Source organism: Rahnella laticis (genome assembly GCF_015644585.1).
GTDB lineage: Bacteria > Pseudomonadota > Gammaproteobacteria > Enterobacterales > Enterobacteriaceae > Rahnella > Rahnella laticis.
Genome location: NZ_JADOBI010000009.1, coordinates 35,964 through 53,474 on the forward strand (window position 1 = coordinate 35,964; position 17,511 = coordinate 53,474).

Below are 17,511 nucleotides of genomic sequence, written 5' to 3' on the forward strand. Positions count from 1 at the left end.
AATTAAAGAAGGCAAGCGAAAGATTGATAGAATGACCAACACATCATGGCCATTTCAAACCTTACGATGTTTAAGATCTCACCCGGGCGCGCTCAAAATCTTGCTGAACGGAGCGGGCTGGAGACCAAAGGCTCCAGCACCGAGTGAAGGCACCGCGCAGCGGCAAGATTTGCGCCTCTTGCTGTGGTGGCAGAACATGTCCGTCGGCCCGGCGGCAGCGCGGAGTAAAAAAGACGCGGAGATTCAAAAGAGGGCTCGTCATAGCCCTCTTTTGTCGGTTTCGGCGCGAGCCGCTGAGTGGTCACCGCCCGTGAGAAACCGAAATGTTCTCAGTCAGCCCTTACAAGGCCGCCATAGCGCGGCACCCGCAAACAAGAATCCATCCCGGCGATAACCGAAAAAATTTCCTCAGCTTTCCAAAGCTGAACCGCCCATGATTCGGTCAAATCATCAAACTGACATGGGCTGCCACAATCTTCCACCCGCTCGCCATCTTCACCCACGTCTGCTGCTGGCGGCCAATCCGGTCAGTGCCTTCGCGGCGGAATTCGGTGCTCGCCACCGCCATATCATCCCCGAAGGTGGTGATCGTCGTGTTAACCAGTTCGCGATCCAGCCCCTGTGACGATCGCGCGGAGCGGAAAGCGCGGATGGCGTCGATGCCATAAAGATTTTCACCCGCGCCAAAGCGCACTGTGCGCGGGTCATGCCAGAACAGTTCGTCGAGCACTGCCGTATCGTTGGTAATCAGCGCCTGTTCGTAGCGATAAAATGCCGCATTCATTTCGGCGAGGATCGCCGGGCGGTCGATATGTTCAGTTTTCATGTTTTTACTCTCTTAACTTCACCCTGGAAAACGGTGGCCGGAGTCATCAAGCCGGCATTACCGGAGAACTGCTGACATTCACAATGCCTTGCTGCTCCAGCGCCCAGGCAGCGCGAAGGCAGAGGTCTTCCCGCCACGGTGGCGCAATCAGTTGCAGCCCGATCGGCAGACCACTTGCGGTCGTCACCGGAACCGTTACAACCGGCAGGCCGAGGAATGAAATTGGCTGGGTCAGCATGCCCATATTGGCCCGCGTCGGCAGGTTCTGACCATTGATATGAATGGTCTCCTGGCCGATCAACGTGGCCGGGCACGGCGTCGCTGGCGCAATCAAGATGTCCCAATGTTCGAACAAGGGCAAGATTTGTTGCTGAAATTGCTGACGAAAACGCTGCGCCTGCACATACCACGCCGCCGGGATCATGGCGCCTGCCAGCAGGCGTTCGCGCGAAAGCGGCTCGAACTGTTCCGGGATAGTGCGCAGTTTTGGCAGGTACTGATTTCCCCCTTCAGAGGCACTGATGATGAACGCCGCCGAGCGGGCCAGTTCTGCCTGAGGCATCTCAATTTCTTCCTGAGCCTCAAGTGCCCGGGCAATCTGCAAAACCGCCGCTTTGGCATTGTCGTCGCACCAGGTAGAAAAGTATCCGCCAAGGATCGCCGTCCGGAGCCCTTCCTGGCCTCGGGTCAGGCGGGAGAATGTTTCGGTAGCCGGTTTGTCCGCCTGAAAATGATCCTGCGGATCGGTACCCTGAATCGCGTCATACACCTGCGAGAGATCTTCGCTGCACCGCGCCAGCGGGCCGAGGTGATCCAGGCTGGCGACAAACTGCTGGCTGCCACGGCGGGAGATCCGCCCGAACGTCGGTTTAAGGCCAAGAATGCCGCTCAGCGAAGCCGGAACGCGGATAGAACCGTTGGTGTCGCTGCCCAATGTGAAATGCACCAGACCGGCGGCCACGGCCGCAGCCGATCCGCCGGACGAACCTCCGGCAACGCGTGACAGGTCGCGCGGATTTCGTGTTGCGCCGTAATGGCTGTTTTCCGTGGTGAAACCGTAGGCGTAGGCATCCATATTCAGCATGCCGGAAAGTGTTGCGCCCTGTGCGGCGAGGCGGGAAATGGCCCACGCATCCTGACGCGCGGCGGCATTGCTGCTGTTCAGGCTGGCACCGGCCAGCGTGATTTCACCGGCGACGTCCAGCAGGTTTTTCACCGCATAAGGGATCCCGGCGAGAGGCTGCAACTTCACCCCGCTGGCACGGGTTTTATCGACTTTCGCCGCTTCGCTTAACATGCGTTCGCGGGTGATGTGCGTATAGGCATTGATGACCGGATTGGCTTGTTCAACTGCATCCAGTGTGGTACTGGCGATTTCCGTGGCAGAGACTTCGCCCTGCGTAATAGCCTGATGCAGCTGGTTAATCGTGAAGCTATCAAACGATTTCATGCTCTGTACACCCCGGCGATTTCCAGACGCGGGTCGAGCGGTAAATCCATCAGCGGTTGTGCCATCTGTGCGATGCGGCCGAACTGCACCAGCAGTTCCTCACGGCGTGTATCGTCGAGCTCCAGTGCCAGGACAGATTCCATCTGGCTGATGTAAACGGCCCAGTCGGTGGCCGCAGGTTTTTTTTTCATGATCAGTTCCTCAGTTTAAAAGCCGGCCGCGCTGCCGTTGCTGCGCGGGTCGGAAGCGCCTTCAAACATGCCGTTGGTGTGGCGCACAATCGCACCTGCATGGCCGACGGCTTCGCTGAAATCCGGTAACAACTCGACGTCGTGACCGCGCTGGCGCAGCCCGGCCAGCGTCTGATATTCAAAGCGGCCTTCCAGTTTCAGGGAATCGGAGCTTTCGCCCCAGGTTCTGCCCAGCAGCCAGCGCGGGCCGCTGATCGCCTGCTGAAGCGATTGCCCCTGCACGACATGGCGGATAAACACTGCCGCCTGCGTTTGCGGCTGGCCGTCGCCGCCCATCGAGCCATAAACCATCGTGCGGCCATCGTATAAACGTGCCGCCGCCGGGTTCAGCGTGTGGAAAGGTTGTTTGCCCGGTGCGAGTGCGAGCAGATGACCGGCATCAAGGCTGAAAGAAGCGCCACGGTTTTGCCACAGTACGCCGCTGCCTGGCAGGACCACGCCACTGCCAAATTCGTGATAAATGCTCTGAATGAACGACACCGCCAGCCCGCTGCTGTCCATCACGCCCATCCAGACGGTGTCGCCCGGACCTTTGCCTTTGCCCCAGTCGGCGGCGCTGTGAGGTTTAATGCGGGTCGCGAGGGCGTCGAGATACTGCGGATCCAGCAGGCTCTGAGCATCCTGCGTCATCATGCGCGGGTCGGTGATGAAACGGTCGCGCAGGCCGAACGCCAGTTTGGTGGCTTCAACCACGCTGTGAATGGTGGCGCTCTCATCCATGGTTTCCAGCGGCAGCCGGTCGGTCAGGCCGAGGATGGCCAGTGAAACCAGCCCCTGCGTTGGCGGCGTCAGGTTGTAGATTTCGCCCTTGCTGTGTTTAAGCCGTAACGGCACACGGCGCTGCGGCTGATAAGCGGCAAGATCGGCGCGCGTCAGCGGCATACCGAGTTTTTCCATGTCCGCCGCCATACTATCGGCCAGCTTGCCACGGTAGAAACTGTTCAGCCCGTCTTCGCACAGCATTGATAACGTGTTCGCCAGCTGCGGCTGGGTGAAACGATTTCCGGCGCGCGGGACATCGCCGTTCGGTAAAAAGACGTCGGTAAATGAACGGATATCTTTCAGTTCATGCTGTTTGGCGCGGGTCGCGGCTTCCTGCGACGGCGTCACGGGAATGCCGTCGGCGGCGTAACGGATGGCGTCTCGCAACAGGCGGGAAAGCGGTTTTTGCTCGCCGCCGGATTCAGCCGAGACTTTCAGCGCTTCGTGCCAGCCCCCCACGGTGCCGGCGACGGTCAGCGCGGCTTTCGGGCCACGGTGCGGAATGTGGCTTTCTCCGGCGTAGAAGTCCAGAGACGCCAGCGAACCGGCGGCTCCGCTGGCGTCGATGGCAACCGGATTGCCCTGCGGCGGCACAATCAGCCAGAAGCCGTCTCCGCCAAGCCCGTTCATATGCGGGTAAACCACGGCAATGGTTGCCGCGGCGGCCACCATCGCTTCGATGGCATTACCGCCTTCGCGCAATACCGCAAGCGCACTCTGGCTGGCCAGATGATGAGGGGTAACCGCCATACCGAGCGGGGCGCTGTTACTGTTAATCATGCGATGTCCTTTTTGACGACTCTGTTTTTATGCTGCCCGGCCTGCAGGGATAAGGGCGCGATGTCATTAGGTTAAGCAAGACGTGTTCCACATCGGCAGGTTCCCGCCGCATCCGCGGATAAATTCGCTTGCATTGGCAAGCATAGTGCATGGTATGTTCCGCTGAAACCTTCGTTACAATGTCTGTCATATTTCAAATTTCAGATGCGTTGGCTGCTCTCAGTCGCCCGAATCACTTACTTCAGTAAGCTCATCGGGACTCTTTCGTTTGCCGCCTTCCTGCAATTCGAACTATTTAGGACATGAGGAGAAACATGAAACAGATTGATGAGCGTCTGCGTGATCATTACGCCGGACTGACACCGCAGGAGCAGCGGGTGGCGGATTTTATTTTCGCCAGCATCGATGATCTGATGAGTTACAACAGCGCCGAGCTGGCGCGGCTTAGCGGCGTGTCGAAAGCCACGGTGAGCCGCCTGTTTAAGCGCCTGGGTTATCCGAGTTACCGCGATATGCGCGATGAAATGCGTACGCTGCGCCAGAGCGGGATGCCGCTGACCGACAGCCGCGATGCAGTGCAAGGTAACACCTTGTTATCACGTCACTATAAGCAGGAAATGGCGAATCTGACGCAGTGGATTAACCAGATTGACGGCGCCGCGTTTGGTGAGCTGATTGCCGCACTCAGTCAGGCGCGGCAGGTGCGTTTGCTGGGCTTTCGCAACAGTTATCCGGTCGCGCTGCACCTGCGTCAGCAGCTGATCCAGGTGCGTTCCGGCGTGATGATGATGCCGCAACCGGGGCAAACGCTGGCGGAAGAGCTGGTGGATCTGACCGCGCACGATGTGGTGATTTTTGTGGCGTTTCGCCGCAGGCCGCGAATGGCAAAGGCGATTCTCACACAATTACAGACACTTGGCGTACCGGTGCTGCTGATTTGCGAACCCCAGGCGCAAGCGCTGATCCCGCTGGCGGCGTGGCATCTGGCGGCACCGCTCGACAGCGTGTCGGCATTCGACAGCTATTCTTCCGCGATGAGTCTGGCGAATTTACTCAGCAATGCGCTGCTGCACGAAATACTGGCGTCGGGCCGTCAGAGAATTCATCAAATCAGCGATCTGTACAACGAACTCGACGAACTGGAACAGCGCTGATTCCCGTTTTACGAACAAAGCAGGCGCTTTTTTGGTGCCTGCGCACAATCAGGGTGCAAAGCATTTTCCTTCGTTTCGTTATTGTGGCCTCCTTCAGGGCAAAAAATGCCTCCCGCTTTCTCTGTCCGTTACCTTAATTCCTTGTCATACCGTGACTTTGTGCACAATTTCTCCGGACAATCGCTTTTGGCACATTCGTTGCAAAGTTCACTTTATAAGAATCTATCGTTCCAAAAACCTTTCACCGGAGATAATCTATGAACATGAACAAACGGCTGTTGGCGTGGGCAGGTGCTGCAATGCTGATGCTTCAGGCATCCGGCGCAATGGCCGATCAGTTGCAGGATATTCAGAAACGCGGCGTGCTGCGCGTGGCGGTTCCGCAGGATTTCCCGCCATTTGGTTCGGTGAGCAAAGATTTGCAGCCGGAAGGTTATGACATCGATATGGCGCATTATCTGGCCGATAAGATGAAACTTAAGTTGCAACTGGTGCCGGTGACCAGCGCCAACCGCGTACCTTACCTGCAAACGGACAAAGTGGATCTGGTGATTTCCAGCCTCGGTAAAAACGCTGAGCGTGAAAAGGTGATTGATTTCAGTAACGCCTACGCGCCGTTCTTCCTTGGCGTATTTGGCGCGAAGGGCGACAAACTGGCGGATCTGAAAGAACTGTCTGGCAAAACTATTGGTGTGACCCGTGGTGCGGTGGAAGATCTGGCGCTGACCGATGTGGCGCCGAAAGACGCCAAAATTCAGCGTTATGAAGACAACAACACCACGCTGTCGGCGTACCTGTCCGGCCAGGTGGAATACATCGCAACCGGAAACCTGGTGGTCGCTGCGATTGCCCGGATGAACCCGGAAAAAGCGCCTGTTTCTAAGGTAATGCTGAAAGATTCGCCGTGCTACGTCGGCCTGCGCAAGGACGAACCGGCGCTGAAAGATAAAGTGAATGCACTGATTGCCGAAGGTATCAAAGATAAGACGCTAAATTCGCTGTCTGAAAAATGGATGAAGGCGCCGCTGCCTGCATCTGTTGGCGCGTAATCAGCTGACTGACGGAGAACTTTCATGACCTATCAGCTTAACTTTAGCGCGCTGTGGCCTTATATGCCGGAACTGCTGGCCGGCTTATGGACCACCATTGAGCTGACGGTGATGGCAACGATTGGCGGCGTCGCGATCGGTATTTGCGGTGCGGCCATTCGCTGCGGCAATCACAAAACCTTGCGGACGGTCTGGGGCATATATGTCGAAGCCATCCGCAATACGCCGTTTGTCGTGCAGCTGTTTTTCATCGTGTTTGGCCTGCCGGCTATCGGCCTGAAAATGACTGCCGGAGAAGCGGCGCTGCTGGCGATGCTGATCAACCTCGGCGCGTACAGCACCGAAATTATCCGCGCGGGCATTCAGGTGACGCCGAAAGGCCAGTGGGAAGCGGGGCGCGTGCTGGGGCTGAGCCGCAGCCAGACGTTTTTACGCATTGTCCTGCCACCGTCGCTGAAACGCATTTATCCGTCGCTGGTCAGCCAGTGCATTATCGTGATGCTCGGGTCTTCCGTGGTCTCGCAGGTGTCCTATGAAGAACTGACGTTTGCGGCGAACCTGATTCAGTCACGCACGTTCCTCAGTTTTGAAGTGTATCTGGTTACCACGTTGTTCTATTTGTTGCTGTCAGTCGCGATGCGTCAGTTATTGCTGCTGGCCGGACGCCGCTTCTTTGGGAGTGCAAACTGATGATGACGTTCACCGACTGGGACATTGTGCGCAACCTGCTGCTGGCGGCGCGCTGGACGTTACTGCTTTCGCTGACGGCGTTTATCGGCGGTACGCTGGTGACGCTGCCGTTGTTACTGATGCGTCTGACCAAACGTCGCTGGCCGACGCGCTTTGTGCGCCTGTATTCCGAATTATTCCAGGGCACGCCGCTGCTGATGCAGCTTTTCCTGGCGTTCTTCGGCCTCGGCCTGTTTGGCATTAACGTCAGCCCGTGGACCGCGGCGGCGCTGGCGCTAACGCTCTACACCAGCGCGTATCTGGTGGATATCTGGAGCGGAAGCATCGCGGCGCTGCCAAAAGGTCAGTGGGAAGCTTCGCGCTGCCTCGGCCTGAATTTCGGCCAGACGTTGTGGCGCGTGATCACCCCGCAGGCGTTGCGGATTGCGATTGCGCCGACCGTAGGCTTTTCCGTTCAGGTGGTTAAAGGCACGGCGCTGGCGTCCATTATTGGTTTTGTCGAACTGACCAAAGCCGGAACGATGCTCAACAACGTGACGTATGAGCCGTTCAAAGTGTTCGGATTAGTGGCGCTGGGCTACTTCCTGATGTGCTATCCGCTGTCGCGTTACAGCCAGCATTTAGAAAAATCACTGCGTGGAGAGAAACAGTAATGCCACTGATCACCATCAATCAGGTTCAGAAATTTTACGGCCAGAACCACGTGCTGAAAGGCGTGGATCTGGACATCGACAGCGGCGAAGTGATCTCTATCATTGGCCGCAGCGGTTCCGGCAAAAGTACGCTTTTGCGCTGCATGAACGGGCTGGAAGGCTATCAGGAAGGCAGCATCAAACTTGGCGGGATGACCATTACCGACCGCGATTCTCAGGCGCGCGATATCAGCCGCTCGGTGGGCATGGTGTTCCAGAGTTTCAATCTTTTCCCGCACATGACCGCGCTGGAAAACGTCATGTTAGCGCCGCGCCGCGTGCTGAAAAAATCCGCGGCGGAATGCCGTGAACTGGCCGCGCAGATGCTCGCGAAAGTCGGGCTGGCGGATCGCATGGATTATTATCCGTCGAACCTTTCCGGCGGCCAGCAGCAACGCGTGGCGATTGCCCGTGCGCTGGCGATGAACCCGAAAGTGTTGCTGTGCGATGAAATCACTTCCGCGCTGGATCCGGAGCTGGTGGGTGAAGTCCTCAAAGTGCTGGAGCAACTGGCGAAAGAGGGCATGACGCTGGTGCTGGTGACGCACGAAATGAATTTTGCCCGCGAAGTGGGCGACCGCGTGGTGTTTATGCATCAGGGCACCGTGTGGGAACAGGGCGAAAGCCGCGCGCTGTTTGCCAATCCGCAAACGCCGGAGTTAAAACAATTTATCGCATCCGTTCGTGGCTTAAACGAAGCCACCGCAAGTTAACATTTTAAAGGATTAACTATGTCAGGCATCCAAACACTCGGACAAATCAACCCGCCAACCCGTCTGCTGATGGGGCCGGGGCCAATCAACGCCGATCCGCGCGTGCTGCGGGCGATGGCGAGCCAGCTGGTCGGGCAATATGACCCGGTAATGACCGGCTACATGAACGAAGTGATGGCGCTGTACCGCGCGCTGTACAAAACCGAAAATCAGTGGACGTTTCTGATCGACGGCACCTCGCGCGCCGGTATCGAAGCCGTGCTGCTTTCCGGCATCCGCCCGGGCGATAAAGTGCTGGTGCCGGTGTTTGGCCGTTTCGGGCATCTGCTGTGTGAAATCGCCCGTCGTTGTCGTGCGGAAGTGCATACGATTGAAGCGCCGTGGGGCGAAGTGTTTGATCCGCAACAAATCGAAGACGCCATTAAATCGGTGAAACCGCGCTGGCTGCTGACCGTGCAGGGCGATACGTCCACCACCATGTTGCAGCCGCTGGCGCAACTGGGCGAAATCTGCCGCCGTCACGGGGTGCTGTTTTACTCTGATGCGACGGCGTCGTTTGGCGGTAACGCGCTGGAAACGGATGCCTGGGGTTTAGACGCGGTTTCTGCCGGTTTGCAGAAATGCCTCGGCGGCCCGTCCGGCAGTTCCCCGGTTACCATCAGCCCGCGTTTTGAAGAACAAATCCGCCGCCGTAAATGTGTCGAAGAAGGGATCCGCACCGCCGATCACGCCGACGGCGACGAAGAGATGATCTACTCCAACTATTTCGATCTGGGCATGATCATGGATTACTGGGGCCCGGAGCGTCTGAATCATCACACCGAAGCGACCAGCATGCTGTTTGCCGCCCGCGAGTGCGCGCGCATCATTCTGGAAGAAGGGCTGGATAACGGCATCGCCCGCCACGAACTGCACGGCGGCGCGCTGCTGGCGGGGATTCAGGGAATGGGGCTGGAAGTCTTTGGCGACCTGAATCACCGCATGAATAACGTGCTTGGCGTGGTGATCCCGCAGGGCATTCACGGCGAGCAGGTTCGTCAGATGATGCTGAATGATTTCAGCATCGAAATCGGCACCTCGTTTGGTCCGCTGGCCGGGAAAATCTGGCGTATCGGCACCATGGGTTACAACGCGCGTAAAGACTGCGTATTGCAGACGCTGGTGGCGCTGGAAGCGGTGCTGAACCGTCTGGGCTTTGCCTCGAAATACGGCGCGGGCGCGCAGGCCGCCTGGGATCATTACGCAGGAGGTCAGTAATGGCAGAAGCCCTTACGCTGGCCGCGGTTTCCCACAGTGCTGCACGCGCAGCCGGACGGGTGATGGCGCGCTGCGATACGCTGGCCGCCATCAGCGAAACGCCGGGACAGCTGACCCGCGTGTATCTTTCCGCTGAACATTTACAGGCTAACCGTCAGGTCGGTGAATGGATGGCGGAAGCCGGAATGCGCGTCTGGCAGGACAGCGTCGGCAATATTTGCGGGCGCTACGAAGGGCAGGATCCTTCCGCGCCTGCGCTGCTGCTCGGTTCGCACCTCGACAGCGTGCGCAATGCGGGGCGCTACGATGGCCCGCTGGGCGTGCTGACGGCGCTGGAAGTGGTTTCGCATATGCATCAGAACGGGATCCGCCTGCCGATGGCTGTGGAAATTGTCGGGTTCTGCGATGAGGAAGGCACACGTTTTGGCATCACCTTACTGGGCAGCCGTGGCCTGACCGGCACCTGGCCTGCTGACTGGCTGGAGCGTCAGGACGCTCAGGGAATTACTGTCGCGCAGGCGATGGAAAATGTCGGGCTCAGCCCGCTGACGATCGGCGCATCACAACGTGCGGCCAGCGATTTTTGCGCGTATCTGGAATTACATATCGAGCAGGGGCCGTGTCTGCAAGGGGCCAATGTTCCGCTCGGCGTGGTCACCGCGATTAACGGCGCACGCCGCCTGAACTGCGAGTTTACCGGTCATGCCGGTCACGCCGGAACGGTGCCGATGGGGCAACGTCAGGATGCACTGACCGCCGCCGCCGAATGGACGCTGGCGATTGAAACGCTGACAACCACTGCCGGACGCAATCTGGTGGCCACCGTCGGCACGCTGGAATGTCTGCCGGGCGCGGTGAATGTCATTCCGGGGCAGGTAAAACTGTCCCTCGACGTGCGCGGGCCGCGCGATGACGATTTAGGCGCGCTGCAAAAAGTCCTGCTGGCGCAAGGCCATGAGATCGCTGCCCGTCGCGGCCTGACGTTTGCCGCCGAGCAGTTTTACGGGATCTGCGCGACGGAATGCGACGAAAGTTTGCAGCATCGTCTGAGCCAGAGTGTTTTGCATTTACAGGGGCAGGCGATGTCGCTGCCAAGCGGTGCGGGGCACGACGCGATTGCGATGGCCGAATGCTGGCCGGTTGGCATGCTGTTTGTGCGCTGCAAAGACGGCATCAGCCATCATCCTGATGAATCTGTTACCACCGGCGATGTGGCGTATGCGGTGCAGGCGTATATCAATACGGTGCTGAGTTTCGACGGAGGCCATCTGTGACGCCTGAGGAATTTAATGCGCTGTCTGAATTCGAAGCCGTCGCGCTGCTCCGCCCGCTGGTGAATATTCCCGGCTGGGCGAAAAAAGTCAGCGACGGACGCCCGTATTCTTCGGTGGAACAGGCTCTGCAAAGCGCGGAAGCCGCCTGCGAAAGCTGGCAACCCGACGACATCACCCAGGCGTTGTCTGCGCATCCGCGTATCGGCGAGCGGGCGAACGGCAGCGGTAAAGAAGCGCAGCTTTCCCGTGGCGAGCAGGCGACGCTGAATATCAGCCAGCAGGCTATTATTGATGCGCTGCATGACGGCAATCAGCGTTACGAACAGCGTTTCGGGCGGGTTTTTCTGATCCGTGCCAAAGGCCGCAGTTCAGAGGAAATCCTCGAAAACCTGCAACGGCGCTTGCAGAATTCACCTGAAGCCGAATATCAGGAAACCGCGCAGCAGCTGAAAGAAATCACACTGTTGCGCTTTAAGGAGAGTTTGCAATCATGACGTCTGTTTCTAAAACGAAAGTCACCACGCATATTCTTGATACGTCGCTCGGTAAGCCCGCGGCTGACGTGCGCGTCTGGCTGGAAAAACTCGACGGGCCGAAAATTACGCTCATCGCCGAAACCCAAACCGACGCCGATGGCCGCGCCGCAAAACTCACACCGGAGCCGGTGCCCTCCGGGCATTACCGGCTTTGTGCCAACATCGGCGCGTATTTTGCCGCCACAAACCGAGAAACCCTGTATCACTCGGCGATTATCGACGTGGTGATTTCCGGCGAGCAGGATCACTATCATCTGCCTTTGTTAATCAGCCCATATTCGTATTCGACGTACAGAGGCTCCTGATTTTCCAGCTATTTACCCCATCGATAAATGCGGGTGGCGCAGCCGTACGCTTTTGGTCAGCGCGGAATGGCTGACGTCGTGGTCGCGGTTGCTCTGACGGACTTGTTGCAGAAAGGCCATCAGCAGCGGATTGGGGCGTTCGCGGCGCGACATCAGCTCCGGCTGCCCCTGCACGCCCATGAAGAACGGGTGATTATTCAGCTCAATGGCCTGCGCCTGTTCCCCGCTTTCGTCCGTGCCTGAAGTTTTCAGCCCGGCACTTTCCAGCTCTGCCAGCAGATGCGGATTGAGACAACGGCGCTGGTTATAACGCAGCGTAAACTCCTCGCCCATCCTGTTCGCCAGCAACGTGCCACTGCGGCTCAGCACCGTCTGGTTGCCCAGACGTTGTTGCTGATGGCGGCTGAGTGGCAAACTGGTTTGCAGGCTGTTGAGGCTCGACGGCCCGTGCATCACCACGCGCTCCTGGCCGAGAACGCGTTGCCCGAACGCCGTCACCATCTGGTGCATACCCTGATTAATCCCCAGCAGCGGCGTCTGGTTTTCCAGCGCCCAGACTGCGCTTGCCAGCTGGCTGACCGGATGATCGCCGGATGTCAGCGTGGTGCCCGGCAAAATAATGCCGTCAACGTCATACAGCGTGGAATCGAGCTGACTGCCGAGCAACGAAGGCGTCACCCAGACGACGTCAATGTTCATTGCCAGTGCATCGGCGGCATCTCCCAGTGCAGCGAGCATCGCCGGATAGCTGTCGCGCTGCTCACAAAAATCGCCGACCATCGCCACGCGCAGGGTCTTTCCGGCGCGCATGACCGGCTGCGAAACTGAGCCGAGCGCCCAGCGGCCAAACGCATCGCGTCCCCAGCCGTTGCTGCGAATTTTGCCGGACCCGCAGTCTTCAAGTTGAAATTTATCTTGGTTGCGGACCACGCTTAATGACTCCACGCCGATACCGTGTCCGGCGATTCTGGCGGCCAGCGCAGGGGATAACGGCTCGCGCAGCGGCACCACGATATCTTCTTTAAGTGCCCGATAAATCAGTGATTCCAGACCGGATTCCTCACCCGCACCGCGCCCGGTCAGGCGCTCCAGCCAAACCAGTCCGCTGGTCAGCGTATGGCCCTGCGCCGTGACGTGCTGGCGCGCATTCGGATAATGTTTTGCATCATGACTGACGGGAAAGTGACACAGCGGCAAAGCGCGTAATTCAGCAAGTATCGCTGCCATCGCGCCGTACAACGCAGGTTCGGGCGTGGAGTGTGCAATAAAGGTGATGGTCATCAGGAGTCCTCTGTCAGATGTTTTTGCGGGGGTATTGAATGCAAGAAGCGATCCACCCCGAACGGCGTTTACATGCTTTGACAAAAAGGGCGCGGTAAGTCGCAAATGCGAATTTAAGCCGCCAAGGACTACTACAAAACGCCACGCTGTTTAGACCATAACGCGCTAATGTATCGCCGGTTGTTCTAACCCCATTCATTAAGGAAGCATCATGTCAGCATCTCTGTATGGCAGCACGGCGGCACAGTTCGTACGTGGTTTAAAGAATCTTTCGGCGTTGCTGGAAAAAGGCGCTGCGTGGGCGCAGGAAAACGGAAAATCGGAAGAAGAAGTGCTGAATACCCGTCTGGCGGCGGACATGTATCCGCTGGCGCGTCAGGTGCAAATCACCAGCGATATGTCGAAAGGCGCAATCGCCCGTCTGGCCGGTATCCCGGCGCCCGCAATGGACGATACTGAAACCACGTTTGCCCAGTTGCAGGAGCGTATCGCGAAAACCCTGCGCTTTATCGAAAGCGTAAAACCGGAACAGCTGGAAGGCGATGAATCCCGCGCCATCGTGGTAAAAGGCAAAAACCATGAACTGACCTTTACCGCACACAGCTACGTCACCACTTTTGCGGTACCGAACTTCTACTTCCACGTCACCACCGCATACAATATTTTGCGGCATCTGGGCTTGAATATCGGCAAGTTCGATTTTATCGGGCAGGTTTAAGTCCGGTTTTATTTAATTACCTGAATCGCTAATTAAATACCTGCCCTGAAATATATAATTCAGGGCGGTATTTTGAAGTATATATTCACCTGAATTATAACCAAGTGAATTCCCCTCTAAATAACTTCAGATTTATAAAATAAACCCGGTGCCATTGCTGGCACAACACCTTCCGTTTTTTTAATTCAGATTAATTTGTCACGATGCAGTCTCTTTAATTCCGGCGTGTTTATAAAATCACGCTTCGAGAATTACTGAATCTTAATCAATACACTTAATCTAACGGAAGGAATTAATATGTGTAATTGCAACTGTAATTCATTAAAAGGCACAGCAGCTAAAACGGGTGAAACGTATGTGACCGTCGAGGCGGCGGCCACGGCCGCGGCAGAACAGGCGCTGGTGGCCTATTGTCAGAATACGTTCAGCGTGGGTGGTGTTATGCTCGATGCCAGCGGTAATGTGCTGAATGCGATTAATAATAATGTGGTTGTCGATAATAAAACCAGTGATCCGACGGCTCACGGTGAACGTCAGTTAATTGACTGGTATTATGCGCAGATTGAAGCGGGTGTCGATATGCCACCGCCGTCTGATATTACCATTGTGACGTCGCTGGATCCGTGCTGCATGTGTACCGGTTCGATTATTACCGGCGGATTTAAAGTTATTTCTGCCGCTTTCGATACATATTCCGGTATTAACTGGGATACCAAGGCGGATTTCCCGACGCTCGCAGATGGCCTGGCCGTTGTGGCACAGAATACTTTCAGTTACCCGGCGGTTAATGGAAATAACTGTTTTACCCGCGATGCCAGTTCAGCGCCGGTGCCGGCTTTCTTCACCGACGCCGTTATGGATGTTCAGACGGTGGCGCTGTGCGAAACGGCTTTCGATGCCACGCTGACGCAGGTTAAGGAAAGTATCAACACGGATTTAACGCCGGACAAGCTCAGAAATATTAAAGATTTACCGTCTGATAGCCGGATCGTGACGGCGTTAAAAGCCCTTTATCCGGACGCGCTGAGCTATACCGCGCCATCCCGCGGGCAGCCGGATGAAGGACTGGCACCGTATCTGATTGCGGCGGCAAATCAGGATATTGCGCAGGGCGGCAAAGGGAATGCCGTGGCGTTTCTTGACTACTTTGGCAACCTGTTGCTTTGTTTGCCGGGTAACGAAAAAGCCTCGCTGATTCAGACCGCGTTTTTACTGGTAACCCGCAATTATGCGCAACTGCGTTTTAACCTGCGAAGCAGCCTGAGTGATGAAGAAGTGCTGCCTTATCTGGCTCATCCTAAATACGGCACGTTTGTTTTTGCGCATGGCCCGGATAAGACATCGCACAGCCTGATTGAACTCGGTGCTTACGGTTCCACCATGGAAGGTGCGTTGCCGCCGGAAAATCCGAACTCATTCCAGTATGGGGTGCCGACGATTGCGCAGGCCGATCTGGATGACTATTGCCAGACACTGCCACCGTTATACAGCCAGGAGATCCAGGTTCATCCGCAGCAGGTGACGAACTCTGATCTGATCAACGCGCTGATTGCTGGTTTACCGAAACCGTAATTTCTTCATAATAATCATCAACAAATAAAAGCCCACCCGCTGCACATACAGCGGGTGGGCTTTCTGATGTTTATGCGTTGCCGCTTTCTTTAATCGTGCAGGAGGAACGTATCGGCATCGCGCCACGCCGGGAAAGCTTCACGATAATCCTGTAACGCTTCCAGAGACAGTTCGGCGTCGATAATCATTGCCGAACCCGGCTCGGCGCGCGCCAGTTCTTCACCCAGCGGATTAATGATCAGGCTGTCACCGCTGTAATGATGGCCGTTATCGTCATCCCCGACGCGGTTGCACCCGGCGACGTAGGCCTGATTTTCAATTGCGCGCGCGGTCAGCAGCGTTTGCCAGTGATGGCTGCGGCGGGCAGGCCAGTTGGCGACGTAGAGTGCCAGATCGTAATCCTGATTATTGCGCGAATAGACCGGGAAACGCAGGTCGTAACAGACTTGCGGCAGAATACGCCAGCCGCGCCATTCGACGATTTCACGGCGTTTGCCCGGCACGTAATAATTGTGTTCGCCCGCCATGCGGAACAGATGGCGTTTATCGTAGGAATGCACTTTGCCCTGCGGTTCGACCAGCAGGAAACGGTTTACCGCGCCTTCCGTCGTGCTCAGCGCCACGCTGCCGCCAATCATTGCACCGAGTTTTTTCGCCCACTGATGCAGCCATTCCACCACGCGTGACTGTGGCAGCGCGCTGCCCGGAGCCTGCATGGCGAAACCGGTGGTGAACATTTCCGGCAGAATAATCAGGTCGCGGCCGGTCAGTGAATCCAGCAGACCGTCGAAATGCGCGAGATTGGCCTCGCCGTCCAGCCACACCAGCGGCTGTTGCAATACGGACAGTTTTAAAGTTGACACAGGCGCTCCGCAGCAGCGTCCAGCGTGGCTTCCTGTTTGGCAAAGCACAGCCGGATCAGTTTATGTGGGAAGGGCGCGGCGCAGAATACCGACATCGGAATGGCCGCAACGCCCACATGTTCAGTCAGCCAGTGGCAGAATGCAACATCGTCCAGATCCGAGACTTCGCTGTAATCCACCAGCAGGAAATACGTGCCCTGGCCCGGCAATACTTTCAGACGGCTGTTCGCCAGCCCTTGCGCCAGACGGTCACGCTTGGCCTGATAAAATGCCGGTAATTCCTGCCAGTGCTCCGGCGCTTCCCGCAGCATATCCGCCAGCGCCAGCTGAACCGGCGTGGTGATCGAAAATGTCAGATACTGGTGAACTTTGCGCAGTTCGGCGCTGATAATCGCCGGAGCGATGCAATAACCCACGCGCCAGCCGGTCATGTGATAGGTCTTGCCGAAAGAAGACACCGCGATGGCGCGCTGACGCAGTTGCGGGTGGCGCAGCACACTGGCGTGGCCTTCCGGCGCAAAGCAGATGTGTTCGTAGACTTCGTCGCTGAGCACAAAAATGTGTTTATCAGCAATGGTTTGCCAGAGCTGCTCAACGTCGCTGTGGCTCCAGACCGTGGCCGACGGATTGTGCGGCGTGTTGATGATGACCAGCTTTGTCCGGTCCGTAATCTGGTCGGCAAATTCCGCCCAGTTCACTTTGAACTCCGGCGGCTGCAGCTGAATGCGCTTCATCACGCCGCCCGCCAGTTCCACCGCAGGCGCGTAGCAGTCGTAGCTCGGGTCAAACGAAATCACTTCGTCGCCTTTTGACACCAGCGCGGTGATGGCGATGTACAAAGATTCGGTAGCGCCGGCGGTGATCGTGATGTCGGTATTGGCGTCCGGCGCGTAACCGTAAATCTGTTCGGTTTTTGCGGCAATCGCTTCACGCAATGGCGCGGTGCCGGTCATCGGCGCGTACTGGTTCGCGCCCTGACTGACGTGATACGCCAGACGGTTGCGCAGATACTCGGGGCCATCGAAATCAGGGAAACCCTGAGACAGGTTAATGGCGTTGTGCTTCTGCGCCAGGGCACTCATCTGAGTAAAAATGGTGGTGCCGAGGGAAGGAAGCTTACTTTCGGGGATCAGTGCGGCTGTGCTCATGGCGGGTCAATACTCCTGGACCGGTGCAGATAGCGATGTTGCTCACAATATAACACGATGTTAAAGCCGGGTTTAAATCAATGAAGAATAAGGATATGACCAGAATGACGGTGCGGAACGGCGCGCGCAGAGCGGGTTGCGGGCATTCTGCGAACGCTATCCGTTGCCTGAGAACTGGTTAAGATATAAA

The 17,511-nt window shown here is 57.1% G+C and carries 18 protein-coding genes; 11 read left to right on the top strand and 7 right to left on the bottom strand.

What is annotated here, in order from left to right; all coding sequences use genetic code 11:
- Positions 1–442 precede the first annotated feature (442 nt).
- From hpxZ to IV433_RS18510, 4 genes are read right to left on the bottom strand one after another with little or no spacing between them, the layout of a single operon-like run.
- The gene (gene hpxZ, locus IV433_RS18495) at positions 443–826 is read right to left on the bottom strand and encodes an oxalurate catabolism protein HpxZ (RefSeq protein WP_195815395.1); all 384 of its coding nucleotides are present in this window, start codon (positions 824–826) and stop codon (positions 443–445) included.
- 46 nt (positions 827–872) lie between these two features.
- Positions 873–2,276, bottom strand: a complete 1,404-nt coding sequence (locus tag IV433_RS18500) for an AtzE family amidohydrolase (RefSeq protein ID WP_195815396.1) — start codon at positions 2,274–2,276, stop codon at positions 873–875.
- On the bottom strand, positions 2,273–2,467 hold the full coding sequence (hpxX, locus tag IV433_RS18505; protein ID WP_195815397.1) for an oxalurate catabolism protein HpxX: 195 nt from the start codon (positions 2,465–2,467) through the stop codon (positions 2,273–2,275). Before hpxX ends, IV433_RS18500 begins: the two co-directional genes overlap by 4 nt.
- A gap of 15 nt (positions 2,468–2,482) precedes the next feature.
- Complete coding sequence (locus IV433_RS18510; protein ID WP_195815398.1) at positions 2,483–4,069, bottom strand: gamma-glutamyltransferase family protein; 1,587 nt, start codon at positions 4,067–4,069, stop codon at positions 2,483–2,485.
- 314 nt (positions 4,070–4,383) lie between these two features.
- Here IV433_RS18510 and IV433_RS18515 point away from each other — a divergent pair, with 314 nt between their 5' ends.
- The 9 genes from IV433_RS18515 to uraH all read left to right on the top strand — a co-directional run bounded on the left by IV433_RS18515 (position 4,384) and on the right by uraH (position 11,739).
- Entirely contained in the window at positions 4,384–5,223 is an 840-nt protein-coding gene (locus IV433_RS18515) for a MurR/RpiR family transcriptional regulator (protein ID WP_195815399.1), read from the top strand.
- Positions 5,224–5,480: 257 nt separating this feature from the next.
- A complete protein-coding gene (locus tag IV433_RS18520) occupies positions 5,481–6,272 on the top strand; it encodes a transporter substrate-binding domain-containing protein (RefSeq protein ID WP_195815400.1) in 792 nt (263 codons plus the stop codon).
- Positions 6,273–6,296: 24 nt separating this feature from the next.
- Positions 6,297–6,962, top strand: a complete 666-nt coding sequence (locus tag IV433_RS18525; protein WP_195815401.1) for an amino acid ABC transporter permease — start codon at positions 6,297–6,299, stop codon at positions 6,960–6,962.
- Between the two features lie 2 nt (positions 6,963–6,964).
- Positions 6,965–7,615, top strand: a complete 651-nt coding sequence (locus IV433_RS18530; protein WP_113877997.1) for an amino acid ABC transporter permease — start codon at positions 6,965–6,967, stop codon at positions 7,613–7,615.
- Positions 7,615–8,367: an amino acid ABC transporter ATP-binding protein gene (locus IV433_RS18535; protein ID WP_101079818.1), complete on the top strand. Its 753-nt coding sequence runs from the start codon at positions 7,615–7,617 to the stop codon at positions 8,365–8,367. Before IV433_RS18530 ends, IV433_RS18535 begins: the two co-directional genes overlap by 1 nt.
- A gap of 18 nt (positions 8,368–8,385) precedes the next feature.
- Complete coding sequence (locus tag IV433_RS18540; RefSeq protein WP_195815402.1) at positions 8,386–9,624, top strand: pyridoxal-phosphate-dependent aminotransferase family protein; 1,239 nt, start codon at positions 8,386–8,388, stop codon at positions 9,622–9,624.
- Complete coding sequence (gene hpxK / locus IV433_RS18545; RefSeq protein WP_195815403.1) at positions 9,624–10,898, top strand: allantoate amidohydrolase; 1,275 nt, start codon at positions 9,624–9,626, stop codon at positions 10,896–10,898. The genes IV433_RS18540 and hpxK overlap by 1 nt, the downstream gene beginning before the upstream one ends.
- On the top strand, positions 10,895–11,392 hold the full coding sequence (gene uraD / locus IV433_RS18550) for a 2-oxo-4-hydroxy-4-carboxy-5-ureidoimidazoline decarboxylase (RefSeq protein ID WP_195815404.1): 498 nt from the start codon (positions 10,895–10,897) through the stop codon (positions 11,390–11,392). Before hpxK ends, uraD begins: the two co-directional genes overlap by 4 nt.
- Positions 11,389–11,739, top strand: coding sequence for a hydroxyisourate hydrolase (gene uraH, locus IV433_RS18555; RefSeq protein ID WP_195815405.1), 351 nt, complete (start codon positions 11,389–11,391; stop codon positions 11,737–11,739). The genes uraD and uraH overlap by 4 nt, the downstream gene beginning before the upstream one ends.
- A gap of 12 nt (positions 11,740–11,751) precedes the next feature.
- Here uraH and IV433_RS18560 read toward each other — a convergent pair whose 3' ends face one another.
- On the bottom strand, positions 11,752–13,020 hold the full coding sequence (locus IV433_RS18560) for a glutamine amidotransferase-related protein (protein ID WP_195815406.1): 1,269 nt from the start codon (positions 13,018–13,020) through the stop codon (positions 11,752–11,754).
- Positions 13,021–13,231: 211 nt separating this feature from the next.
- On the opposite strand from IV433_RS18560, the gene IV433_RS18565 reads away from it, so the two are divergent.
- Together IV433_RS18565 and IV433_RS18570 are read left to right on the top strand one after the other, a co-directional pair.
- Complete coding sequence (locus IV433_RS18565) at positions 13,232–13,738, top strand: DUF1993 domain-containing protein (RefSeq protein WP_195815407.1); 507 nt, start codon at positions 13,232–13,234, stop codon at positions 13,736–13,738.
- 297 nt (positions 13,739–14,035) lie between these two features.
- Entirely contained in the window at positions 14,036–15,310 is a 1,275-nt protein-coding gene (locus tag IV433_RS18570) for a nucleoside deaminase (RefSeq protein WP_195815408.1), read from the top strand.
- Positions 15,311–15,399: 89 nt separating this feature from the next.
- Here the strand turns inward: IV433_RS18570 and IV433_RS18575 are convergent, their stop codons facing one another.
- Together IV433_RS18575 and IV433_RS18580 are read right to left on the bottom strand one after the other, a co-directional pair.
- A complete protein-coding gene (locus IV433_RS18575; RefSeq protein WP_195815409.1) occupies positions 15,400–16,173 on the bottom strand; it encodes an amidohydrolase in 774 nt (257 codons plus the stop codon).
- Positions 16,161–17,321, bottom strand: a complete 1,161-nt coding sequence (locus IV433_RS18580; protein ID WP_195815410.1) for a pyridoxal phosphate-dependent aminotransferase — start codon at positions 17,319–17,321, stop codon at positions 16,161–16,163. The genes IV433_RS18575 and IV433_RS18580 overlap by 13 nt, the downstream gene beginning before the upstream one ends.
- Positions 17,322–17,511 lie beyond the last annotated feature (190 nt).